This is a genomic window from Halomonas litopenaei, assembly GCF_017303055.1.
Classification (GTDB): domain Bacteria; phylum Pseudomonadota; class Gammaproteobacteria; order Pseudomonadales; family Halomonadaceae; genus Halomonas; species Halomonas litopenaei_A.
The window spans coordinates 484,901-507,881 of record NZ_JAEKJT010000003.1 but is presented as its reverse complement, the minus strand read 5'-3'; the positions used below and the strand labels follow the sequence as shown (position 1 = coordinate 507,881).

The 22,981-nt window shown below is 63.1% G+C and carries 18 protein-coding genes and 1 pseudogene; 16 read left to right on the top strand and 3 right to left on the bottom strand.

The window, feature by feature from the left end:
* Window positions 1-13: 13 nt before the first annotated feature.
* The 8 genes and pseudogenes from lpxD to tilS all read left to right on the top strand — a co-directional run bounded on the left by lpxD (window position 14) and on the right by tilS (window position 10,536).
* On the top strand, window positions 14-1,054 hold the full coding sequence (gene lpxD / locus JF545_RS06185; RefSeq protein WP_206940309.1) for a UDP-3-O-(3-hydroxymyristoyl)glucosamine N-acyltransferase: 1,041 nt from the start codon (window positions 14-16) through the stop codon (window positions 1,052-1,054).
* A 113-nt stretch (window positions 1,055-1,167) separates the two neighbouring features.
* A complete protein-coding gene (gene fabZ / locus JF545_RS06180) occupies window positions 1,168-1,611 on the top strand; it encodes a 3-hydroxyacyl-ACP dehydratase FabZ (protein ID WP_206940307.1) in 444 nt (147 codons plus the stop codon).
* On the top strand, window positions 1,608-2,375 hold the full coding sequence (lpxA, locus tag JF545_RS06175) for an acyl-ACP--UDP-N-acetylglucosamine O-acyltransferase (protein ID WP_206940305.1): 768 nt from the start codon (window positions 1,608-1,610) through the stop codon (window positions 2,373-2,375). Before fabZ ends, lpxA begins: the two co-directional genes overlap by 4 nt.
* Before the next feature lie 76 nt (window positions 2,376-2,451).
* Window positions 2,452-3,642: pseudogene (gene lpxB / locus JF545_RS06170) on the top strand (lipid-A-disaccharide synthase); the annotation flags it as partial.
* Window positions 3,643-3,850: 208 nt separating this feature from the next.
* A complete protein-coding gene (gene rnhB / locus JF545_RS06165) occupies window positions 3,851-4,492 on the top strand; it encodes a ribonuclease HII (protein ID WP_206940302.1) in 642 nt (213 codons plus the stop codon).
* Between the two features lie 46 nt (window positions 4,493-4,538).
* Window positions 4,539-8,048, top strand: coding sequence for a DNA polymerase III subunit alpha (gene dnaE / locus JF545_RS06160; protein WP_206940300.1), 3,510 nt, complete (start codon window positions 4,539-4,541; stop codon window positions 8,046-8,048).
* Between the two features lie 154 nt (window positions 8,049-8,202).
* A complete protein-coding gene (locus tag JF545_RS06155; RefSeq protein WP_206940298.1) occupies window positions 8,203-9,156 on the top strand; it encodes an acetyl-CoA carboxylase carboxyltransferase subunit alpha in 954 nt (317 codons plus the stop codon).
* A 93-nt stretch (window positions 9,157-9,249) separates the two neighbouring features.
* A complete protein-coding gene (gene tilS, locus JF545_RS06150) occupies window positions 9,250-10,536 on the top strand; it encodes a tRNA lysidine(34) synthetase TilS (protein WP_206940296.1) in 1,287 nt (428 codons plus the stop codon).
* 84 nt (window positions 10,537-10,620) lie between these two features.
* On the opposite strand, the gene ppx is transcribed toward tilS, so the two are convergent.
* A complete protein-coding gene (gene ppx, locus JF545_RS06145) occupies window positions 10,621-12,174 on the bottom strand; it encodes an exopolyphosphatase (protein ID WP_206940287.1) in 1,554 nt (517 codons plus the stop codon).
* Between the two features lie 438 nt (window positions 12,175-12,612).
* Here ppx and rho point away from each other — a divergent pair, with 438 nt between their 5' ends.
* From rho to JF545_RS06110, 7 genes are all read left to right on the top strand, one after another.
* The gene (rho, locus tag JF545_RS06140; RefSeq protein WP_206940285.1) at window positions 12,613-13,872 is read left to right on the top strand and encodes a transcription termination factor Rho; all 1,260 of its coding nucleotides are present in this window, start codon (window positions 12,613-12,615) and stop codon (window positions 13,870-13,872) included.
* 78 nt (window positions 13,873-13,950) lie between these two features.
* Window positions 13,951-15,444 (top strand): 4-hydroxy-3-polyprenylbenzoate decarboxylase, encoded by a 1,494-nt coding sequence (ubiD, locus tag JF545_RS06135; protein WP_206940282.1) that lies wholly within the window; start codon window positions 13,951-13,953, stop codon window positions 15,442-15,444.
* Window positions 15,441-16,220, top strand: a complete 780-nt coding sequence (locus JF545_RS06130; RefSeq protein WP_206940280.1) for an FAD-binding oxidoreductase — start codon at window positions 15,441-15,443, stop codon at window positions 16,218-16,220. Before ubiD ends, JF545_RS06130 begins: the two co-directional genes overlap by 4 nt.
* Window positions 16,217-16,930: a dihydromonapterin reductase gene (gene folM / locus JF545_RS06125; RefSeq protein WP_206940278.1), complete on the top strand. Its 714-nt coding sequence runs from the start codon at window positions 16,217-16,219 to the stop codon at window positions 16,928-16,930. The genes JF545_RS06130 and folM overlap by 4 nt, the downstream gene beginning before the upstream one ends.
* 75 nt (window positions 16,931-17,005) lie before the next feature.
* Complete coding sequence (locus JF545_RS06120) at window positions 17,006-17,221, top strand: hypothetical protein (protein ID WP_206940885.1); 216 nt, start codon at window positions 17,006-17,008, stop codon at window positions 17,219-17,221.
* Between the two features lie 392 nt (window positions 17,222-17,613).
* Entirely contained in the window at window positions 17,614-17,772 is a 159-nt protein-coding gene (locus JF545_RS06115; protein WP_206940276.1) for a hypothetical protein, read from the top strand.
* Window positions 17,773-17,776: 4 nt separating this feature from the next.
* The gene (locus JF545_RS06110; protein ID WP_206940274.1) at window positions 17,777-18,871 is read left to right on the top strand and encodes a 3-deoxy-7-phosphoheptulonate synthase; all 1,095 of its coding nucleotides are present in this window, start codon (window positions 17,777-17,779) and stop codon (window positions 18,869-18,871) included.
* Here the strand turns inward: JF545_RS06110 and JF545_RS06105 are convergent, their stop codons facing one another.
* On the bottom strand, window positions 18,872-19,471 hold the full coding sequence (locus JF545_RS06105) for a lysozyme-like domain containing protein (RefSeq protein WP_431606259.1): 600 nt from the start codon (window positions 19,469-19,471) through the stop codon (window positions 18,872-18,874).
* 262 nt (window positions 19,472-19,733) lie between these two features.
* Window positions 19,734-20,306, bottom strand: a complete 573-nt coding sequence (locus JF545_RS06100; protein ID WP_206940270.1) for a hypothetical protein — start codon at window positions 20,304-20,306, stop codon at window positions 19,734-19,736.
* 487 nt (window positions 20,307-20,793) lie between these two features.
* Here JF545_RS06100 and JF545_RS06095 point away from each other — a divergent pair, with 487 nt between their 5' ends.
* Window positions 20,794-22,923, top strand: a complete 2,130-nt coding sequence (locus tag JF545_RS06095; protein WP_206940268.1) for a PhoX family protein — start codon at window positions 20,794-20,796, stop codon at window positions 22,921-22,923.
* Window positions 22,924-22,981 lie beyond the last annotated feature (58 nt).

Below are 22,981 nucleotides of genomic sequence, written 5' to 3'. Positions count from 1 at the left end.
ATCACGGTCATTCATGAAATCATCACGCACCCAGCCAAGCCTTTCCGAGATCGCCAGCCAACTGGGCGCGCGCCTGCACGGCGATGGCGATCAGCGCGTGCGAGGGCTGGCGACGCTCAAGGATGCCGGGCCTGACCAGGTCAGCTTTCTCGCCAACCGGGCCTACCTCAAGGACCTTCCCTTTACACGTGCCGCTGCCGTATTGCTGCATCCTGATCATCTAGAAGCCTGTCCAGTGCCCGCACTGGTGCTGGACAATCCCTATCTGGGGTACGCCGAGCTCTCCAGGTTGCTCGATCCCCTGGTCGGCGCTCATCGCCCGGGTGTGCATCATAGTGCCGTGGTGGCCGACGATGCGGTACTGGGTGAGGATGTCTGCATCGGCCCCAATGCGGTAGTCGAATCCGGCGTGAAGCTGGGCGACCGCGTTGTCGTAGGTCCCGGCTGCGTGATCGGAAGCGACAGCCAGATCGACGATGACGGTTTCCTGCATGCCAATGTCACGCTGTATCACGGGGTGGTCATCGGCAAGCGGGTGATCTTGCACAGTGGCTGCGTGATCGGCGGCGACGGCTTCGGCTTTGCCCACGATGGAAGCGGCTGGCGCAAGATTGCCCAGCTGGGTGGCGCGGTGCTGGGCGATGATGTCGAGGTCGGCAGCTGTTCAAGCATTGATCGCGGTGCACTCGGTGACACCGTGATCGGTAACGACGTCAAGATCGATAGCCAGGTACAGATCGCGCACAACGTGCAGATCGGCGATCACAGCGCCCTGGCCGGCTGCGTCGGCATTGCGGGCTCCACCCGGGTGGGACGCCACTGCATGCTGGGAGGCGGGGTCGGCTTGTCCGGACACCTGACCATCAGTGACGGCGTGCAGGTCACCGGCATGAGCCTGGTCACCAACTCGATTCTTGAGCCAGGTGTCTACTCCTCCGGCACCGGTGCAATGGAAAACAGCCAGTGGCGCCGCAATGCCGTGCGCTTCAAGCAGCTCGATAGTATCGCCAAGCGCGTCAGTCGCCTGGAGAAGCGGGATTCCAGCGATACTTGAGGGGGTGGTTCAGGTCGGTATAATCCACCGCCTATTGTCGGCTCGGCGCGCAAGCCCGACGCCGCTCGTGTCCTTCTCGGAGAAGGGCTCTTGTCATTTTAGAGGTCGCTACGATGGTTATGGACATCAACGAGATTCGCGAATATCTGCCCCACCGCTATCCTTTCTTGCTGGTGGATCGGGTCACGGAATTGACCCACGGCGAGACCATCGTTGCCTACAAGAATGTCAGCATCAACGAGCCGTTCTTCAATGGTCACTTCCCGCACCATCCCATCATGCCGGGGGTGCTGGTGGTCGAGGCGCTGGCCCAGGCCTGCGGCATTCTTGGCTTCAAGACGGTCAACAAGCTGCCCGCCGACGGCTACGTGTACTACCTCGTCGGTAGCGATAACGTGCGCTTCAAGCGTCCGGTCATGCCTGGCGATACCCTGCAGCTGCGTGCCGAGGTCGAGCGGGCCAAGCGCGGCATCTGGAAGTTCAAGTGCCGTGCCACCGTGGAAGGTGAGCTGGCCTGTGAAGCCGACATCATCTGCGCCGAGAGGAAGATCGCTTGATACATCCGTCCGCCATCGTAGATCCCGGCGCCCGCCTGGCCGACGATGTCGAGGTTGGGCCCTTCAGCGTGATTGGTCCCGACGTCGAGATTGGCGAAGGCACCGTGATTGGTCCCCATGTCGTGGTGCAGGGGCCGACGGTCCTTGGCAAGCGCAATCGCATCTTTCAGTTTGCGTCTGTCGGCGAGGCTTGCCAGGACAAGAAGTACAACGGAGAACCGACGCGCCTGGTGATGGGCGATGACAACGTTGTCCGTGAGGGAGTCACCCTGCACCGCGGCACCGTGCAGGATCGCAGCGAGACCACCATCGGTTCGCGCAATCTGTTCATGGCCTATGTCCATGTCGGGCATGACTGCATCATCGGCGATGACTGTATTCTGGCCAACCAGGTGACCCTGGCCGGACATGTGCAGTTGGGCGATTTCGCCATCATCGGCGGTCTGTCGGCGATCCATCAGTTCTGCCGCTTTGGTTCCCATGCCATGGCCGGGGGAGGCTCGATCATCACCAAGGACACACCCGACTTCGTGATGATCAACGGCAACCCTGCTCAGGCCCATGGTCTCAATGTGGTCGGCCTCAAGCGGCGTGGCTTTGCCAGTGAGGCGATCCGCGCGCTCAACGAGTCCTACAAGCTGGTCTACCGGCAGGGACTGACCGTCGAGCAAGCGGTCGCCGAGATTCGCCAGCGGTTCTCGCTGGCGGAAACCGACGCCTTCGTGGCCTCCATCGAGGCGTCTACCCGGGGCATTATCCGCTGATGAACAGCGGCCTTGCCTGACCATCCGGTGAGGCCGCTGCCCCCGGGACACTCCATCGCTGATCCGGGGAGCCCCCATGACCCACGTCGTTCGCCAAGCCGAGAGTGACGCCGTCCCTGTCCGCCGTGTCTACCTGGTCGCCGGAGAATTGTCTGGCGACATTCTTGGCGCGGGATTGATGCGCGCGCTCAAGGCGCGACATCCTGGCGTCGAGTTTCGTGGGCTCGGCGGGCCACGCATGCTGGCCGAGGGCCTGACGTCACTGTATCCCCTGGAAACCCTGTCGGTCATGGGTCTGGTCGAGGTGCTCAAGCACCTGCCCGAGCTGGTGCGTGTGCGTCGCCATCTGCGCCGCGACGCGCTGGCATGGCAGCCTGACATCATGGTGGGCATCGATGCGCCTGACTTCAATCTGGGGCTCGAGCGACAGCTGCGCGAGGCGGGTATCACCACGGCTCATTACGTCAGCCCGTCGGTATGGGCCTGGCGCCAGGGGCGGGTCAAGGGCATTGCCCGCTCGGTGGATGCCATGCTGACCTTCTTGCCGTTCGAGGCAGCCTTCTACGTCAAGCATCGCGTGCCGGTGGCCTTCGTCGGCCACCCGCTGGCAGACGAGCTGCCGCTGGTGAACGATCGGCAGTCTGCCCGCAGGGCGTTTGGGCTCGAGCCGGACGAAGAAGTATTGGCGCTGCTGCCAGGTTCAAGGCGCAATGAACTGCGTTTCATGGCGGCGACCTTTGTGGAGGCCGCACAGCGACTGGTGGAAACGCGTGAGCGCCTGCGGGTGGTGATTCCGGCTGCCACGCCCGAGCGTCGCCAGGAGCTCGAGGTTCTGCTGCAACAGCGGCCGGCTCTTCGCGATCGCGTCATGCTGCTGGACGGTCAGGCCCGCGAAGCCATGGTGGCCAGCGACCTGGTTCTGCTCGCCTCGGGTACGGCGGCGCTGGAAGCCATGCTGTGTCACCGGCCGATGCTGGTGGGCTATCGCATGGCGCCGATGACGCATCGGATTGCTCGCTGGATGGTCAAGACCCCGTGGATCTCGCTGCCGAACCTGATCGCCCAGGAGTCGCTGGTGCCTGAACTGATTCAGGACGAGGCCAGTGCCGAAGCGATTGCCCGGCAGCTGGAGTCCATGTTGTCGGATCCCCAGGGGCGTAGCGCGCTCGAGACGCGCTTCGCGGCGATGCATGAAGGCCTGCAGCGTGATGCCAGCCGTCGCGCGGCGGAGGCCATCGAAGCGCTGGTGGCAGGTCGGCCGTTGCCACCGAGTGTGGCCCCGGAGTGCGCGCAGGAGGTGGCGGACCCGGACAGTGCCGGGAGCGACGCTGGCGCTTCTTACAAGACCGCCGCAGGTGCCTCTAATAAGACCGCCGCAGGCGCTTCTCATAAGACCGCTGCAGGCCCCTCTCACAAGATGGCTTCTCAGGTTAGCGACACCGGCGCTGGACCTGCGCAGGCCAGAGGAGACAAGGATGGCCGCTGATTCGGCTCGCAAGGGGCGCGCCGCGAAGGCGCCGTTGCCGCCATTGGTGGTGGACTATGATGGCCAGCTCCTGGCCGGGGTGGATGAGGTCGGGCGGGGGCCGTTGGTCGGCGCGGTGGTCGCCGCGGCGGTGATCCTGGATCCCGAGCGGCCCATCGACGGGCTGACCGATTCCAAGGCGTTGTCGGCCAAGCGCCGAGAAGCCCTCGATGGGCTGATTCGTGAACGTGCGCTGGCCTTCCACGTGGCAGCCGCCAGCCCCGAGGAAATCGATCAGCTCAATATCTACCACGCCACGCATCTTGCCATGCGCCGTGCCATCGATGGGCTGATGCCTTCGCCTGAATACCTGCTGGTGGACGGCAATCGCCTCCCCGGGCATCATGTTCCCGGCCAGGCTGTGGTCAAGGGTGATGCCCGTCACCCGGCCATCGCCGCCGCATCCATCCTCGCCAAGGTGGCGCGGGATGCTGCCATGGTGTCGCTCGACCGGCGCTATCCTGACTATGGTTTCGCCCGCCACAAGGGCTACCCGACGGCTGAACATCTGGCCGCGCTGGAACGTCTGGGGCCACTCGACGAACATCGTCGCTCCTTTGCCCCTGTCAAGCGCCAGCTGGCGCTATTCTGACCCGTATTCACAGCCCCGCCACGGCGGGTCGAGGTAAGGCTTTCACATGTCCGCTCCTTTCGTTCATCTTCGCGTCCATAGCGAGTTCTCTCTGGTTGACGGCCTCGTGCGCCTCAAGCCTTACGTCAAGGCTGGCGTCGAGCATGGCGCGCCAGCGCTGGCGTTGACCGATGAATCCAATCTGTTCGGCCTGGTGAAGTTCTACAACGGGGTCCAGGGCGCTGGCATGAAGCCCGTGATCGGTGCCGACCTGTGGCTGGTCAACGCCCATGACCTGGATCATCCGTATCGGGTGACGCTGCTGGCGATGAATGACGTCGGCTATCGCAACCTGACCGAACTGATCTCTCGCGGCTGGGTCGAGGGCCAGCGTCAGGACCGGGCTTACCTGGAGAAAGCCTGGGTACTGGAGCAGAGCGAAGGCTTGATCGCGCTGTCTGGTGGGCGTGAAGGAGACGTGGGCCGCCATTTGCTCAGCGATCATCATGCCGATGCGCGGCGTTTGCTGGATGAATGGTGTCAGGCGTTTCCCGGCCGTTTCTATCTGGAGCTGACCCGGACCGGTCGCCCGCTGGAAGAAGACTGCGTGCATGCGTCGGTGGCGTTGGCCATGGACACCGGGGTTCCGGTGGTGGCGACCAACGATGTGCGCTTCCTCAAGCGTGAGGACTTCTGGGCCCACGAAACCCGCGTGGCCATTGGCGAGGGCAAGGCGCTGGATGACCCCCGTCGCGAGCGGCGCTACACCGAGGAACAGTACCTCAAGTCGCCACAGGAGATGGCGGAGCTGTTTGCCGATATTCCCGCGGCGCTGGAAAACAGCGTCATGATCGCCGCGCGTTGTAACGTCAACGTTCGCCTGGGCGAGATCTTCCTGCCGGAATACGGTATTCCCGAGGGCATGACCCAGGACGAGTTCTTCCGCAAGATCTCCCACGATGGCCTGACCGAGCGCCTTGACGCTCTTTACCCGGTGGACAGTCACCCACGCGACAGCGACGACTGGGCGGCGCTCGAGAAGCGCTACCGAGAGCGCCTGGACTTCGAGCTGGACATCATCCTGCAGATGGGGTTCCCCGGTTACTTCCTGATCGTGATGGACTTTATCCAGTGGGCCAAGGACAACGATGTCCCGGTAGGGCCGGGGCGCGGCTCCGGTGCCGGCTCGCTGGTGGCCTACGCGCAGAAGATCACCGATCTCGATCCGATCCAGTATGACCTGCTGTTCGAGCGCTTTCTGAACCCCGAGCGGGTGTCGATGCCGGACTTTGACGTCGACTTCTGCATGGAAAAACGTGATCGCGTCATCGATTACGTGGCCGAGCGCTATGGCCGTAACGCGGTGTCGCAGATCGTCACCTTCGGCACCATGGCGGCCAAGGCCGTGGTGCGAGACGTTGCCCGCGCCCAGGGCAAGCCGTACTCGCTGGGGGACAAGCTGTCCAAGCTGATTCCCTTCGAGGTGGGCATGACGTTGTCCAAGGCCATCGAAGAGGAGCCTCAGCTCAAGGAATTCATTGAGGTAGATGAGGAAGCCCAGGAAATCTGGGACATGGCGCTCAAGCTCGAGGGGGTGACGCGAGGCACCGGCAAGCACGCCGGGGGCGTCGTCATCGCGCCCACCAAGCTGACCGACTTCTCACCGCTGTTATGTGACGAGGATGGCTCCGGGCTGGTCGTTCAGTTTGACAAGAACGACATCGAGGATGCCGGGCTGGTCAAGTTTGACTTCCTGGGCTTGCGTACGCTGACCATCATCGATTGGGCGCTGGAGATGGTCGATCGGGTGCGCGCCAGCGAGGGCAAGGGGGCGCTGGATATCGATGCGATCCCGCTGGACGACGGCAAGACCTTCGAGATGCTCAAGAAGGCCGAGACCACCGCGGTGTTCCAGCTGGAATCCCGGGGGATGAAGGAGCTGATCAAGCGCCTCTTGCCGGACTCGCTGGAGGACATGATCGCACTGGTGGCACTGTTCCGTCCGGGGCCGCTGCAGTCCGGCATGGTCGATGACTTCATCAACCGTAAGCACGGACGGGCGGAGATCTCCTACCCCCACCCGGATTACCAGCACGAGCTGCTGAAGCCCGTGCTGCAGCCGACTTACGGCATCATCCTGTACCAGGAGCAGGTGATGCAGATTGCCCAGGTGATGGCGGGCTACTCCTTGGGTCAGGCTGACCTGTTGCGGCGCGCGATGGGTAAGAAGAAGCCGGAAGAGATGGCCAAGCAGCGTACCGGTTTCATGGAAGGCTGTGCGGCCAACGGCATCGATGCGGACCTTGCTGGCAACATCTTCGACCTGGTGGAAAAGTTTGCCGGTTACGGCTTCAACAAGTCCCACTCGGCGGCCTACGCGCTGGTGTCCTACCAGACCGCCTGGCTCAAGGCGCATTACCCGGGCCCGTTCATGGCGGCGGTGATGTCCACCGAAATGGACAACCTGGACAAGGTGGTGCCGCTGATCGAGGAGTGTCGCCATCTCAAGCTCACGGTCACGCCACCGGACGTCAACGTGGGCGGCTACAAGTTCACGGTCGATGATGAAGGCCGGGTGGTGTATGGCCTGGGTGCCATTCGTGGCGTGGGGGAAGGTCCGATCGGCGCCATTGTCGAGGCGCGTACCGCCGAAGGCCCCTTTACCGATCTGTTCGACTTCTGTCGCCGTATCGACCCCAAGCGCATGAACAAGCGTACCCTGGAGGCGCTGATCCGCTCCGGAGCGCTGGATAACCTGGGGCCCAATCGTGCGGTGCTCAGCGCGGCCCTGGATGACGCCCTCAAGGCCGCTGCGCAGAGTCACAAGAACCACAACGCCGGGATGATGGACCTGTTCGGCGAAGCGTTTGCACCGGACGCCGATGAAGGGGCCAGCGATCCTTATGCGGACTATCTGCGCGTGCGGGAATGGAGCGATCGCGATCGGCTGGCCGGCGAGAAGGACACCCTTGGTCTCTATCTGACGGGCCACCCCATCGATGAGTACGAAGAGGAACTGGCACGTTTTGTCTCGACCCGCATCGCGGACTTGAAGCCTTCCCGGGAGCCGCAGCGGGTGGCCGGGCTGGTGGTGGCGCAGCGCACCATGAAGTCCAAGCGGGGCGACACCATGGCCTTCCTCACCCTGGACGACCGCACGGGGCGGATCGAGGCGTCACTGTTCGGCGAGCTGTATGACAGCGTGCGTGAGCAGCTCGACAATGCCGAGGTGCTGATCGTCGAAGGAGAAGTCTCCAGCGATGACTACTCCGGTGGCCTGCGCCTGCGAGGCAAGGACGTCACCCCCATGGTCCAGGCACGCTCGCGCTTTGGCCAGGCGGTGGAGGTCTCGGTGGATGGTCGTCAGGCGAACGGCCGGTTGATTGACAGCCTGCGCGCAAGCCTTGAGCCCCATCGACATGAGGAAGGCCTGCCGGTGCGCCTGCGCTATCGCAATGTCGACGCTACCGGCTGGCTGGAGTTCGACGAGCAGTGGAAGGTCCTGCCATCTGATGACCTGTTGATCGCCCTGCGGGATGTCGAAGGACAGGATGGCGTACGTCTCAAGTATCGCTGAGGTGGCCAAAATACGCTGCGGCGTTAAGGTCGCTGGACGGCTGCGCCTTGCGTGGCCCCGTCAGGGTGCGATAATGCACACCACTTTTTATTTGCCATGGGTGGGCCTGCGACCTGCGGTCGCGCCCGCCTGACCATGATCACAAGGCTGGCCCATGAACCCCAACTATCTCGATTTCGAACAGCCCATCGCCGAACTGCAGGCCAAGATCGAAGAGCTTCGTCTGGTCGGCAACGACAGTCAGGTCAGCCTGGCTGACGAGATTTCGCGCCTTGAGGAAAAGAGCCGCAAGCTGACCGAGTCGATCTTCAAGGATCTGACGCCGTGGCAGGTATCGCAGCTGTCTCGCCATCCGCAGCGCCCGTACACGCTGGACTATCTCGAGCATGTGTTCAGCGACTTCGATGAGCTGCATGGTGATCGCGAGTTTGCCGATGACGCCGCTATCGTCGGCGGTGTTGCGCGCCTCAATGATCGTCCGGTGATGATCATCGGTCATCAGAAGGGCCGCGACGTCAAGGAGAAGGTCCGCCGCAATTTCGGCATGCCCCGCCCGGAAGGCTACCGCAAGGCGTGCCGTCTGATGGAAATGGCCGAGCGCTTCAAGATGCCGGTGCTGACCTTCATCGACACCCCTGGCGCCTATCCGGGTATCGACGCGGAAGAGCGCGGCCAGAGTGAGGCCATCGCCTATAACCTGGCGGTGATGTCGCGTCTCAAGACCCCCATCGTCTCCACCGTGGTAGGTGAAGGTGGCTCCGGTGGCGCCCTGGCCATCGGTGTCTGTGACGAGCTGATGATGCTTGAGTACTCTACCTACTCGGTCATTTCTCCTGAGGGGTGTGCCTCGATCCTGTGGAAGAGCGCGGAACGCGCCAGCGATGCCGCTCAGGCCATGGGGATTACCGCCAGCCGTCTCAAGGAGCTCGGTTTCGTCGATAACCTGATCAAGGAGCCGCTGGGCGGTGCGCACCGCTTCCCTTACGAGGCAGCGACGCGAGTGCGTGACGCCATCAGCGAGAGTCTGGAGCGCCTGGACGCTCTGGACAGCGACGCCCTGTTGGCACGTCGCTATGAGCGCCTGATGAGCTACGGCGCCCCCGCCTGAAGCGTCGGGTCTTCGTGGTAACCCCGCGGCCCCTGTCGTTCTGCGATAGGGGCCGCTTGCATGTGATGCCCGGGTATCGGGTGGAGAGCAGGCATGTCTGAGTCCCCTGGCCTTGAGGCCATTGTCGCGCCCTTTATCGATGACCTGCCCGATGATCGCACGCTATGGGTGGGGCTTTCGGGAGGACTGGATTCCTGCGTGCTGCTGGCACTGGCCGCGGATGCCTGCCGGCGCCGTGGGCGGGCGCTCAGGGCGATTCATGTCCACCATGGCCTGCAGCCGGCGGCGGACGACTTTGCGCGCCACAGCCGTGCCCTGTGTCGCGAGCAGGGCGTCGCGCTGGAGGTGGTCCGGGTCAGTGTCGATGTGGCGGCGGGCAAGGGCCTCGAGGCAGCGGCCAGGGCGGCCCGCTACCGGGCCTTTATGGATGTCATGGAGCCTGGAGATCATCTGTGGCTGGCGCAGCATGCTGATGACCAGGCCGAGACCTTCTGGCTGGCGGCCCTGCGTCGGTCGGGGGTGATGGGGTTGGCTGGCATGCCGACACGCCGTCAGCAGCAAGGACGGGTCATCGTCCGTCCGCTATTGAGTGTCGGACGCCTCGCGCTGGAGAAGGAGGCCGCCAGGCGAAGGCTTGCCTGGATCGAGGATCCCAGCAATCAGGACCTGTCGCTGGATCGCAATTTCCTGCGCCATCGGCTGGTGCCGTCACTGCTGGAGCGTTGGCCTGACGCCCTTCAAGCGCTGTCCGCCAGTGCACGGCATGCTGGTGAGGCGGTATCGCTGCTCGAGGAATACGCCCAGGAGGATCTGGACAGGCTGGGGGGCGATCCGGCCAGGTTGCCGCTAAATGGGCTACTGGCGCTGTCGCGACCGCGCCAGCGCTGGCTGCTGGGCTGGTGTCTGCGCTGTCTGGACCTGGCCACGCCACCGGGGACACGGCTGGATGAGATCATGTCCCAGTGCCGGGCACGACGTGATGCCGAAGTGAGGATCCACTGGTCAGGTGGCGAAGCGCGCTGCTGGCGCGGCACCTTGTATCTGCTGGCGGACAGCCGCACGACCCCGGTCTCGCTGCCGGAGATGCCGTGGTGGTCTGGGCGTGAGGTCGTGGTGGCAGGGAGGACGCTTGCCCTGGTCGCGCCTTCTGGCCAGGCGCGTTGCCTGCTGACGCTGCGAGCGCGCCAGGGGGGAGAGCGCATTTGCCTGGAAGGCCGTGGACGGCGCGATGTGAAGCGGCTGCTGCAGGAGGCTGCGGTGCCTCCCTGGCAGCGTTGTCATATCGTGCTGCTGTGGCGAGCCGACGAATGCGTCGCGGTGCTGGATGCCGCTTCAGGGGCCTGGATCGCGGTAGCACAAGGCTGGACGACCATTCCCTGATGGGAGTTTGCTCGCCGACGGGACCTTAGTACGTGACCCCGCTAGGTGATCCCGCCAGCGTGCGTCTGTTGTCTGGCCACGTCGTCAGCGGTCCGCGGTCACCGCATGCAGCACCAGCGCGAAGTCGGTGCTGGCAAGATAGTCGGCTTCTCGTTCCAGGTCGGTGCACAAGAGTCCTGGCTCATCGCCACCTTCGTAGTGCAGGTGAAGGGTGTCGTCATCCACCTCGAGGCGCGGCGCCGCGGGCGCTTGCTCGGGGCGCGAATGGTTGAGAATGACCGCCAGGCGCAACAGCCGGGCCAGGCGCTGGCTGTCGCGCTGTTCGCTTTCGGGCAGCGCTTGCCACTCCTTGAGCGGAAACTTGCGGCGGTGCGCCCGCACCAGGAATGACAGCAGGCGCTGCTCCGGGCGCGAGAAGCCGGCCAGGTCGGAGTATTCAAGCAGATAGGCGCCGTGACGGTGGAACTGGCTATGGGAGATGGACTGGCCGATCTCATGCATCCAGGCGGCCCATTCCAGATAGCGTCCGCGCTCCTCGTCCAGGTTCCAGTCCTGCTTGACCTGCTCGAACATGGCCCGTGCCGAGGCGGCGACATTGTCGGCCTGGCGTGTGTCCACGGCGTTGTAGCGGGCCAGCGTCTCCAGGCTCTTCAGGCGCGAGTCCTCAGGACTGTTGCGGCCCGCCATGTCGTAGAGCACCCCTTCGCGCAGGGCGCCATCGGCGAAGCGCATCTGCGTCAGCTCAAAGGCTTCGAAGATAGCGCTGAGAATCGCCACTCCGGCCGGAAACACTCGTGCACGATCGGCCTTCAGACCCTCCATCGACACCTTGTCCAGCTGTTTGGTCTTGATCAGACGCTTGCGCAGCTTGGCCAGCCCATCGCGAGTGATGACGCCCTCTGGGGAGTCACCTGCAGCATGCAACACCGCAGCTGCCGCCTTGATGGTGCCGCTGGAGCCGACCGGATCATCCCAGCCCAGACGTTGATAGGGGCGACGGATGTTGGCGAGCTCCGACAGCGCGGCAAGCTCGGCGTTACGCATGCGCTTCTCGGTGATGTCGCCATCGCCGAAGAAGCGGCGGGTGAAGGTGACGCAGCCCATGGAGAGGCTTTCCAGCGCCTTGGGCTCGAACTGTTCGCCGATGATGAACTCGGTGGAGCCGCCACCGATATCCACGATCAGGCGTCGACCGCTTTCCGCCAGGGCATGGGCCGCACCCAGATAGATCAGGCGGGCCTCCTCGCGACCGGCGATGATCTCGATGCGCGTGCCGAGCAAGGCTTCGGCGCGATCGATCAGCTCCTGACTATTGTGCGCGTCGCGCAGGGCGTTGGTGCCCACGACACGCATGCGCGTCGCCGGAATCCCTTCAAGGAAGGGGGCGAAGCGCCCCAGACAGTCCAGTGCGCGCGCCATGGCGTCCTCATTGAGGTAGCCGTCATCGTCGAGCCCGGCTGCCAGCTGGACCTTTTCGCCCAGTCGCGCCACCACCTGAAGCCGATCGTCCTGATAATTGGCCACCAGCAGGTGGAAGCTGTTGGAGCCCAGATCGATGGCGGCCAGGCGAGCAGGGTCCTTGCCGGGGTCATGGGGCGTCTCACGCAGGGCGCTGAGCGAATCCGAGGGTTGGTTCATGTGGGGTCCTTCACTGGAGATGGGTCAAGGTTGCGTATCGCTTTCTGGTATGTCAATGATCTGGGGGAGGCAGGGGGCTTGCGTTCCCTCGCCGGCTTGTCTAGTATCGGGTCATTCGCCTGTTTCGAATGTGTTTTCCCGGTCGCGTCGCTGCCGCGGCGTGACCATCCCAAGTCGTCAGACAGCCCGCACGATGCCAGCTCTGCCAGAGCCCCCCAAGGGTTCCAGCAATCGAGATCTGGCAATGGCGAATGAATCTGCTCCCTCGTCCAGACGCTGGCGTGGTTCTCCCTTCTGGAGAATCCAGCCCATGGCCCTATCATCTTTACCAGGCCTCGCACGAGCAGCCCCGGGCTCTGAACGCACTCAATCGGCGTGTCCTTTTTTCGCCCCACGGCGCCCTGTCGCCCGGCTTCCACGAGTAATTTCTGAACTCTGATGAATCTGACCGAACTCAAGCAAAAGCCCGTGCCGGAGCTTCTCGATATCGCACGCGAGATGGGTATCGATAATCTGGCCCGGTCCCGCAAGCAGGACATCATTTTTGCCATTCTGAAGAAGCACGCCAAGAGCGGCGAAGACATCTTCGGCGATGGCGTACTGGAGATCCTTCAGGACGGTTTCGGATTTTTGCGCAGTGCCGACAGTTCCTACCTGGCCGGCCCCGACGACATCTACGTCTCGCCCTCTCAGATCCGTCGCTTCAACCTGCGTAAGGGCGACACCATCTCCGGCAAGATTCGCCCCCCCAAGGAAGGCGAGCGCTACTTTGCCTTGCTCAAGGTCAGCCAGATCAACCTTGATCGTCCGGAGAACGCCAAGCACAAGATCCTGTTCGAGAACCTCACGCCGCTGTTTCCGCAGGATCGTCTGCGCATGGAAATCGGCAACGGTTCCACCGAGGATCTGACGGCCCGCATCATCGACCTCACGGCGCCCATCGGCAAGGGCCAGCGTGGTCTGATCGTGTCTCCGCCCAAGGCTGGTAAGACACTGATGTTGCAGAATATTGCGACATCCATTACGCGCAACAACCCCGAATGCCAGCTGATCGTGTTGCTGATCGACGAGCGTCCGGAGGAAGTGACCGAGATGTCGCGGACAGTGCGCGGCGAAGTGGTGGCGTCTACCTTCGACGAGCCCCCGGCGCGTCATGTACAGGTCGCCGAGATGGTCATCGAGAAGGCCAAGCGGCTGGTCGAGCACAAGAAGGACGTGGTCATTCTGCTCGACTCCATCACTCGTCTGGCCCGTGCCTACAACACCGTGGTGCCGTCTTCGGGCAAGGTGCTGACCGGTGGTGTCGATGCCCATGCACTCGAGAAGCCCAAGCGCTTCTTCGGCGCCGCGCGAAACATCGAGGAAGGTGGCAGCCTGACCATCATCGCGACGGCTCTGGTCGATACCGGCTCCAAGATGGACGAGGTGATCTTCGAGGAGTTCAAGGGTACCGGCAACATGGAAGCCCATCTGGATCGTCGCCTGGCCGAGCGTCGCGTCTATCCCGCTCTGAACATCCGTCGCAGTGGCACCCGTCGCGAAGACCTGATTGCTTCCGATGACGAGATGCAGCGGATGTGGATCCTGCGCAAGCTGCTCAATCCCATGGATGATACGGCTGCGACCGAGTTCCTGATTGATCGACTCAAGGACACCAAGACCAATATCGAGTTCTTTGAGGCCATGAAGCGGCGCTGATCGTCGTTCATTCGAGGTCAGTCGAAGGGGCAGCATGCTATGCTGCCCCTTTGGTGTATTTGACAGCGAGAAATTCGCATGAAGTATAGCGACTTGCGTGACTTTATCGCGGGTCTTGAAGCGGCTGGCGAGCTCAAGCGCGTTAGCGCGGAAGTGGATCCGTATCTCGAGATTACCGAGATCTGCGACCGGACCTTGAGGGCCGGCGGACCGGCGCTGCTGTTTGAAAACGTGAAAGGCAGCGACATGCCGCTGCTGGGCAACCTGTTTGGCACCCCGAAGCGTGTGGCCATGGGCATGGGGCAGGAGTCGGTGGAAGCGCTGCGCGAGGTCGGCGAGCTATTGGCTTTCCTCAAGGAGCCGGAGCCCCCCAAGGGCTTCCGAGATGCCTGGGAAAAACTGCCGATCTTCAAGCAGGTGATGAGCATGGGGCCCAAGACCGTGCGCTCCGCACCTGTCCAGGCGCGGGTGTTCGAGGGTGACGAGGTCGATCTCGACATGCTGCCGATCCAGCATTGCTGGCCCGGTGATGCGGCGCCGTTGGTGACCTGGCCACTGGTGATCACCAAGGGCCCGCACAAGTCCCGCCAGAACCTGGGCATCTATCGTCAGCAGAAGCTCGGCAAGAACCGCTTGATCATGCGCTGGCTGTCCCACCGCGGTGGGGCGCTGGATTTCCAGGAATTCCAGCAACAGCATCCTGGCGAGCCATTTCCCGTCGCGGTGGCTCTGGGAGCCGACCCCGCCACGATCCTGGGCGCCGTCACCCCCGTGCCCGACTCGCTGTCCGAGTACGCCTTTGCCGGCCTGCTGCGTGGGTCGCGCACCGAACTGGTGAAGTGTGGTCATGCGGACCTGCAGGTACCGGCGTCCGCCGAAATCATCCTTGAGGGGTTTCTCTACCCCGATGATACGGCGCCAGAAGGGCCTTATGGTGACCACACCGGCTACTACAACGAGGTAGAGACGTTTCCGGTGTTTACGGTGACGCGCATGACCATGCGCAAGGATGCCATCTATCACTCGACCTACACCGGTCGCCCCCCGGACGAGCCGGCGATTCTCGGGCTTGCCTTGAACGAAGTGTTTGTGCCGATCCTGCGTCGCCAGTTTCCCGAGATCGTCGACTTCTATCTGCCCCCGGAAGGCTGTTCGTACCGCATGGCGGTGGTGACCATGAAGAAGCAGTACCCTGGCCACGCCAAGCGCGTGATGATGGGGGTCTGGAGCTTTCTGCGTCAGTTCATGTACACCAAGTTCGTTATCGTGCTGGATGACGACGTCGACGCCCGCCAGTGGGAAGACGTGATCTGGGCGATTACGACCCGCATGGACCCCGCCCGGGATACCGTGATGGTCGAGAACACGCCTATCGACTACCTGGATTTTGCCTCTCCGGTAGCCGGACTCGGCTCCAAGATGGGGCTGGACGCGACCAGCAAGTGGCCCGGTGAGACCGATCGTGAGTGGGGCGTGGCAATCAGCATGGACGACAGCATAAAGTCCCGGGTCAGCGAACGCTGGGACGACTATGGTATTCCCCTCCCTGACACCGACAAGAGGTCGACATGACGGCAAGGACCCTGACCTGCCAGGTTATCGAGGTCGAGGATCTCACTCCTGACGTATTTCGTGTGGTGCTTGAAGGACGCGCCGAGGCCATGGCGCATGCGCCGGGACAGTATCTGGAGATGCGTCTGTCAGACGACTGCTGGGTGCCGTTCTCGATCGCCAGTCGCCATCGCGATGACGGCAGACTGGAGCTGCACATTCAACACTGGCCGGAGCGCTCCAACTCGGCGCAACTGCGCGCCATGCTGGTGGTGGCGGAGCACCTGACGGTGCGCTTGCCCAGTGGTGATTGTGTGCTGGACGAATCGAGTGTCCGGCCCCTGACGCTGATTGCCGCCGGCACCGGCTTTGCCCAGATGAAGGCCATCGTCGAGGCAGCCCGTCACCAGCACCCCGAGCGTCCCATCACCCTGTGGTGGGCAGCGAAGGAGCGACGCGACCTGTATGCAGAGGAGCTGGCGCGACAGTGGGTGTCCGAGTGCAATAACCTGGTGTTCCACGCGGTCTGTGAGGCGGGTTTCGAGGAAGGCTTCGATGGTGAGCGGGTATACGCCCACCATGGCCGTATCGATGCGGCGCTGGGCGATCACCTGGAGGATGTGTCGCAGGATGATGTCTACCTGTCCGGCTCTCCTGGCATGGTCTATGCCTGCGTCGATGTGCTGGCGTCGCTGGGTCTTGAGCCGTCCCGGGTGTTTTCCGATGTGTTTGCCTATGCCCCGCGTGACCCCTTGGTGCCGGTGGTCGGCAGCCTGATCAAGGAAGAGGCCCCGTGAGCGCGTCGCCGATCCTGATTACCGGTGGCGCCCAGCGGCTGGGGAGGCACTGTGCCGAGCGCCTGGTGCAAGATGGACATCCGGTCATCGTCAGCTATCGCCGTGAGCGAGCGGAGCTGGACAGCATGCGCCAGCGAGGCATCGTGACCCTTCAGGCCGATTTTTCCAGTGAAGCCGGCATTCTTGACTTCATCGAGCGCCTCAAGGGCCAGACTAACGCTTTGCGGGCAATCGTCCACAATGCCAGTGACTGGGCGCCGGACAGTCTGGACAGCGACGCCGGGGCCAATTTCGAGCGGTTGTTTCGCGTCCACATGCTGGCGCCTTACCTGATCAACCTGCACGCCAAGAGCCTGCTGGACGCCTGCAGCGAACCCCAGCGCGATATCATCCATATGACCGACTACGTCGTGCAAAAGGGGTCCAAGAAGCACGCGGCCTATGCGGCGACGAAGGCCGGATTGGATAACCTGACGCTATCGTTTGCGGCCCAGTACGCCCCTGAGATCCAGGTCAATGCCATCGCGCCGGCGCTGATCATGCTGAACGAACAGGATGACGAGGCCTATGCCGCCAAGGCGCGAGCGAAGTCGTTGATGGACATGGTGCCTGGCCCCGGTGTGATCTATCAGAGTCTGCGCTACCTGCTCGACAATCGTTACGTGACCGGTACCGTGATGGCCGTCGATGGCGGACGCCATCTGCGCTGAGAGGCCTCGCCAGCAGGCCCTGGTGAGCTAGACTCGTGGTGTGCCCTGACAATCCAACGATGAGAAGAGGCTTCCATGGCCCACCACAACGCTCCTGACCAGCGCCACACCGATGGCCACGCCAGCGTTCACGGCAAGACGCATGGCAATGTCCATGACAGCCCCCACGACCCGGCTGACTTTCGTGATGAGAGCGGCTTTCTGACGATCTTTCTTGGCCTGGTGGTGATGGCGGGCATGACGTGCCTGCCGGCGACCATCGCCTGGGTGACGCTGGCAACAGCAGGATAGGTGTCAGGGGTTGCCATTTGTCTCGGCGCCGGGCAGGATGAAGGCATATTCAGGAGATCGTCATGTTATCAGTCACCTCTCAGCCAACAGCTTGCCCTGACGGAGCATCTTGCTCCGCAAGTGGTGCGCTGGCGACCGATGTCGCGTCGCTGAGTGGTGGGCAAGCGATGACGGGCGTGTCCTTTTATTGGTCCAGCTTTACCTGGTATTGGTTTGATACCGGGGCGCTGGTGCGCGAGGCCTGACGACAACGTCGGCACTCGCGAGGCGCTCCCACCCAGGGCCGCCTCCCAGAACCCCCGGACGGCAGCCCGTCCGGGGGTTCTTTGTTTTTGGCATGATGCTCCAGAGCGTCGCGACAGCCTGCAGTGGCAGGTAACAGGAGATAACCGATGACCGCATATCGAGATTTCGTCTACGCCGACTTCCAGGGTTACGCCTATGGGTATGGCTGGCGATTTATCGACACGCGGTCGGCCCAACTGGCCACCTCCGACCGTGAGCGCCTCGGTGGTCGACATGTTCAACGATGTACGACCCTTTGGAGCTGATACCATGACCGCGACCCTCTCCCTTGCTACGACCTCCCACATGGCCACGACGACCCCAGAGACTGCTGTGCAGGATCGATCTAATGGGACCACATTGCCCGCACCGCTGTCGCTCAAGCAGCAGTACCCGTTGAGCGCCACTCTGGCGGACCGTGTCGACGCACAGCGTCAGGAAATTCGCGACATACTGGAAGGCCGAGATGACCGCCTGCTGGCGGTGGTGGGGCCCTGTTCGATTCATGATCCCCAGGCGGCCCTGGAATACGCCGAGCGCCTGGCCGGCCTGGCGGCCAGTATCCGCGATCGTGTCCTGGTGGTCATGCGCGTCTACGTCGAGAAGCCACGCACCACCGTGGGCTGGAAAGGGCTGGCCTACGATCCAGACCTGGATGGGACTGGCAACATGAGCCGTGGCCTGGGGCTGTCGCGCCAGCTGATGCGGGACATCGTCGAGATGGGGCTGCCGGTCGCCACCGAAATTCTGCAGCCGATGATGGCCCCGTACCTGGAGGATCTGCTGGCCTGGGTCGCCATCGGCGCGCGCACGACCGAGTCTCAGCTGCACCGCGAGATGGCCAGTGGCCTGGGGGCTGTCGTCGGTTTCAAGAATGCCACCAGTGGTGATGTGCAGGTGGCCCTGGATGCGATGCACAGTGCTGCCCACCCCCATCAACATTTTGCCGTAGGCAGCGACGGCCAGCCGATGATGGTCGAGACCCAGGGCAATCCCCATACCCATGTGGTGCTGCGGGGCGGCCACGGCGAACCGAACTACGATGTTGCTGCGGTGGCGGCAGCGCGTAGAGCTCTGCGCGAGGCCGGGCTGTCGCCGCGCTTGATGGTCGACTGCAGTCATGCCAATGCACGCAAGGACCACCGCCGCCAGAGCGAAGTCTTGCTCGACGTGCTGGCTCAGCGGCTGGCGGGCGATACGGCGCTGATCGGGGTGATGCTCGAGAGCCATCTGCATGAAGGCAAGCAGCCTCTGGACCCCGGCAAGCTGCGCTACGGTGTCTCCGTCACGGACGCGTGTATTGGTTGGGAGACCACCGAACACCTGTTGAGTGTGGCCGCAGAGCGCCTGGCCGAGGGCGCCTGATCAACCCCGGCAAAATGGCCAGACCTCGAAGAATCCATCGCAACGAAACTCCGCCTCGCAGGCGGCCAGCTGGCCGCGATAACGCGAGGCGGTGGTTGCAACCTCGCGCGCCGCGCGCATGACCGCAGGCTTGGCGCGATAACTACCGCGCTGATAGCCCCCCTGGCCCTCGTGGTAGGCCAGGTAGAGGTGTTCCGGATTGGCCAGCGAGACGCCGGTCATGCGCTGCGTTCGGGCGTTGTACCAGCCGATGAAGTCGGTGGCATCGTCCATGTCGCTGCGGCTTGAGAACAGCCCACCCGCATCATCAGTGTATTCTCCCCAGACCGGGTCCTGGGCCTGGGCGTAGCCGTAGGCCGAAGAGGGACGCGTCCACGGAATGAACCCCAGTAGCGTGGTTCTGGGAGGCCTGACGTGGCTGCGAAACGATGATTCGCGCTTGATGAATGCCATTTGGGTCCAGGGGGGAGTCCCCCACTTTTCATACGAGGCACGCGTCGCGTCATACCAGTCCGGCTGCTGGCGAAAGACGTCGCACAGATTGTCCTGATGGGCCGGTGGCGCTGGGGCGAAGGCCGCACAGCCTCCCAGCAGCAACACGCCGCTCAAGACCAAGCACTTCAAGACTAAGCACTTCAAGACCCTGCGAGCCGGTTGAGAGACAGCGCTCCTGGAGATACAGCGCCCATAGACAGAGCGCTGAGAGCAACAGCTCCTGGAGAAGGAGCTCCTGAAGAAAGACTCGGGGGCAGGCCTTGAGGCGGGCATGGACACTCCATTGTCGTGATGAGCTTGAGCATTATGCCGTTCTCGCCACCTGGAGAACACTTGGCGTCACCTATGCCGCTTTCATCGACTTGTTCTATGCCGTTTCAGGCGTCGCCTGAGAGAGCTCCCCTGGATCCTGCATGTCCTCCGGCACCCGTGGCAGGTCGACGGGTATATGGCGGGCGAAGAATGCCAGGCAGTCGAGACTGCTGGAGGCGTCGGGAGCGAGCGGGCAATTCCATGGGGAATCGCGCAGCTCATCGGGCAACTGTTGGCTGAGCTGCTCCAGCTCCTGGCTCTTTGGCCAGCTGAGCCAACGCTCCCTCTCCAGGGCCTGGGGCTGACGCCACTTGAGCATCCAGTCGTCGCCCCAGGGTAGTACCGCCAGATGTCCGGGGTCTGGCAACGGCAGTCCCTGGAAGGCGCTGGACCACCAGGTGGGGTGGAGCTGCTGGCGGTGAAGCCGGTTCAAGCACTGGGCCAGCAGTCCCCGCTGGATCACCATCACATCCAGGTACTGATGGTCCTGACTGAGCACATGTACCGCCAGGCTCTGTCGACTCACACACAGCTCTTTCGCGATCAGCGTGTCGAGTGACGCTTGCGGGTCACTATGGCCCAGTACCCCCCGCTCTAGCGCCACCAGAGCGATAGTGTGGGGTGGCATGACCAGCACGCAGGGTAGGGCAGGATCCAGTTGACCAAGGAGATCCAGCCGGGAGTGGCTCCCCCCTCGCTGCTGCCTTTGATCGGTGCAATGTACCCAGTGCCAGCAAGGTTCTGGGTCCTCATCGCTAGAGGGTGCCTTTTGCGGCATGAGCAGAATGCGCTGATGTCGGTGTCCCAGATGCCACATGGTTCTGGTCCTGTCGAGAGCAAGCGTTGGATCACTCTGTCGTCACGTAAGCTTAGTTTCTTTCACTAATTGTTACCCTTTTAACATTTCAGTTACCTCTTATGCTTTGTCCGGCGTACCGCATCGTCACATCCCTGTCATCTAGACATCCTAGGGTGTCGCGAGGACCGACATCGCCGAGATAGCGCACCCAATAGCGCAGATCGGCGCGAGTGACCGCCCGCCACCGGCCCGCAGCCGGCAACGACATCCCGTCTGCCGACGTTCCACACGTCGACGGCCAAGAGAGGACTGCGCAATGAGCAAGGAAATCGAAGATCACCGCCTGTTGAACCCCAGCAGCAATGAGCCCTTTTCTTCAATACTCGATCGTCGCCTGTCGCGCCGCGCTGTGATGAAGGGCGGCATGGGCATGGCAGCCATGTCCATGCTGGGGGGCTTCGGGCTGACCGCTATCGCCGATCAGCATGGGTCGGGCATGTCCAAGACGCCGCTGGCACTGGCCTTCGACGCGGTCAAAGGGTCGCGCACGGATGCGGTAGTGGTGCCTGCGGGGTATACCGCCCAGGTACTAGTGCCCTGGGGGACCCCGCTCGATGACAGCGCCCCCCAATGGCGCGAAGACCTGGCAATGACGCCAGAGGGACAGGCAGCCAGCGTCGGCATGCACCACGACGGCATGCACCCCTTCGCTCTGGATGATGCCAGCGGCTCTGAGCGCTTCCTGCTGGTGATGAACAATGAGTACATTGATGAAAATGCCCTGTGGGCGCCCCAGGGCGGTCCCACCAACATGGCGGAGGGCAAGCGTCCTGCCGATGAAGTCCGAACGGAAATCAATGCCCACGGGGTCACGGTCGTAGAGGTGCAGAAGGGCGCCAACGGACACTGGAGTCACGTCAAGGGATCCCGTTACAACCGTCGCTATACCAGTGCCACGCCGATGCACCTGTCTGGCCCGGTGGCCGGCAGTGACTACGTCAAGACCCGGTTCTCTCCGGGGGGAACCCAGGCGCGGGGCACCAACAATAACTGTGCCAATGGGTATACCCCCTGGGGCACCTATCTGACCTGCGAAGAAAACTGGCCGGATTATTTCGTCAAGGACGAAGGGCGGACGCGGGACGATGATCGTCTTGGCATCGCCACCGGGCGCGGTCGCTATGGCTGGGAAACCGCAGCGGGCGACGCCAGCGAACGTGATGACGAGTTTACCCGGCTGATCGGCAACCCCGGCGATGGCGATGCCACCGGCGACTATCGCAACGAGGCGCGTCAGTTCGGCTATATCGTCGAGATCGACCCGTACACCGGCGAGCAAGCGGTGAAGCGCACGGCGTTGGGGCGTTTCCGCCACGAGGGGTGCTGGCCGGGCAAGCTGGAGGCTGGCCAGCCGGTCGTGTTCTACTCTGGCCACGACTCCCGCAACGAGTACATCTACAAGTTCGTGTCCAGGGCGGTCTGGGACCCGGCGGATGCCATCGCGCCCGGTGCCGAGGCCGACCGTCTGGCGCTAGGCAGCAAGTACATGGATGAGGGCACGCTGTACGTGGCTCGCTTCAATGCCGATGGCAGTGGCCAGTGGTTGCCGCTGACGCCGCAAGCCACCACCCAGGATGGTCGCCCCCTGGCCGAGGCCCTGGAGCTCGGTGCCGACGATCTGGCAGGGGTGATCATCCATACCTGCGATGCCGCTGACCTGATGGGGGCAACGCCGATGGATCGCCCGGAGTGGGGCGCGGTGGATCCTTCCACCGGTGAGGTCTACATGACCCTTACCAACAACTCCAAGCGTACCGAGGAAGGCACCGAGGCGACCCTGACCGGCGATGGCGACAGCATCGAGGCGTTGGGGAATGGCTATGCCACCGCTCCGGTCAATGCCGCCAACCCCAGGGCCAACAATGAGGCGGGGCAAATCATCCGCTGGCGTGAGGGGGCAGATGCCAGTGCTTTCGAATGGGAGGTCTTTGTCTTCGGTGCCGCCGCCAGCGATGCCGATAACCTGTCGGGCCTGACCGCAGACAACGAGTTCGCCAGTCCCGACGGTCTTTACTTCGACGAGCGCGGCGACGGCCAAGGTATCCTGTGGATTCAGACCGACAATGGCTATGAGGGCGTTGCCGAAAGTACCAATGACCAGGTTCTGGCGGTGGTGCCGGCAGGACTGGAGCGTGCCGATGGTGCGGCTGCGGTGCTGTCCGGTGCCAACCAGGACAAGCTCAAGCGCTTCTGTGTGGGCCCCAACGGCTGCGAGGTGACGGGTATCTTCTCGACGCCTGACAAGACGGCGCTGTTCATCAACATCCAGCATCCTGGCAACTGGCCTGCCAGTGATGATGCGACCCAGGCCACCGATTCCAGCGTGCGTCCGCGTGCTGCCACGGTGGTCATTCAGCGCGAAGACGGTGGCCAGATCGGGCTCTAGCCTTCGCTAGCCGCCTTTGACTGCGGCGTCCAGCACCGGCCCCCGGCTCCTTCATCGG

What these genes read in the sequence shown, in the direction of transcription:
- rho (WP_206940285.1), top strand. Translation starts at nt 12,613, where the DNA reads ATGAATCTGACCGAACTCAAGCAAAAGCCCGTGCCGGAGCTTCTCGAT.
- dnaE (WP_206940300.1), top strand. Translation starts at nt 4,539, where the DNA reads ATGTCCGCTCCTTTCGTTCATCTTCGCGTCCATAGCGAGTTCTCTCTG.
- JF545_RS06155 (WP_206940298.1), top strand. Translation starts at nt 8,203, where the DNA reads ATGAACCCCAACTATCTCGATTTCGAACAGCCCATCGCCGAACTGCAG.
- JF545_RS06120 (WP_206940885.1), top strand. Translation starts at nt 17,006, where the DNA reads ATGGCCCACCACAACGCTCCTGACCAGCGCCACACCGATGGCCACGCC.
- rnhB (WP_206940302.1), top strand. Translation starts at nt 3,851, where the DNA reads ATGGCCGCTGATTCGGCTCGCAAGGGGCGCGCCGCGAAGGCGCCGTTG.
- tilS (WP_206940296.1), top strand. Translation starts at nt 9,250, where the DNA reads ATGTCTGAGTCCCCTGGCCTTGAGGCCATTGTCGCGCCCTTTATCGAT.
- fabZ (WP_206940307.1), top strand. Translation starts at nt 1,168, where the DNA reads ATGGTTATGGACATCAACGAGATTCGCGAATATCTGCCCCACCGCTAT.
- ubiD (WP_206940282.1), top strand. Translation starts at nt 13,951, where the DNA reads ATGAAGTATAGCGACTTGCGTGACTTTATCGCGGGTCTTGAAGCGGCT.
- JF545_RS06130 (WP_206940280.1), top strand. Translation starts at nt 15,441, where the DNA reads ATGACGGCAAGGACCCTGACCTGCCAGGTTATCGAGGTCGAGGATCTC.
- ppx (WP_206940287.1), bottom strand. Translation starts at nt 12,174, where the DNA reads ATGAACCAACCCTCGGATTCGCTCAGCGCCCTGCGTGAGACGCCCCAT.
- JF545_RS06110 (WP_206940274.1), top strand. Translation starts at nt 17,777, where the DNA reads ATGACCGCGACCCTCTCCCTTGCTACGACCTCCCACATGGCCACGACG.
- JF545_RS06115 (WP_206940276.1), top strand. Translation starts at nt 17,614, where the DNA reads ATGACCGCATATCGAGATTTCGTCTACGCCGACTTCCAGGGTTACGCC.
- JF545_RS06100 (WP_206940270.1), bottom strand. Translation starts at nt 20,306, where the DNA reads ATGCCACCCCACACTATCGCTCTGGTGGCGCTAGAGCGGGGGGTACTG.
- JF545_RS06095 (WP_206940268.1), top strand. Translation starts at nt 20,794, where the DNA reads ATGAGCAAGGAAATCGAAGATCACCGCCTGTTGAACCCCAGCAGCAAT.
- lpxD (WP_206940309.1), top strand. Translation starts at nt 14, where the DNA reads ATGAAATCATCACGCACCCAGCCAAGCCTTTCCGAGATCGCCAGCCAA.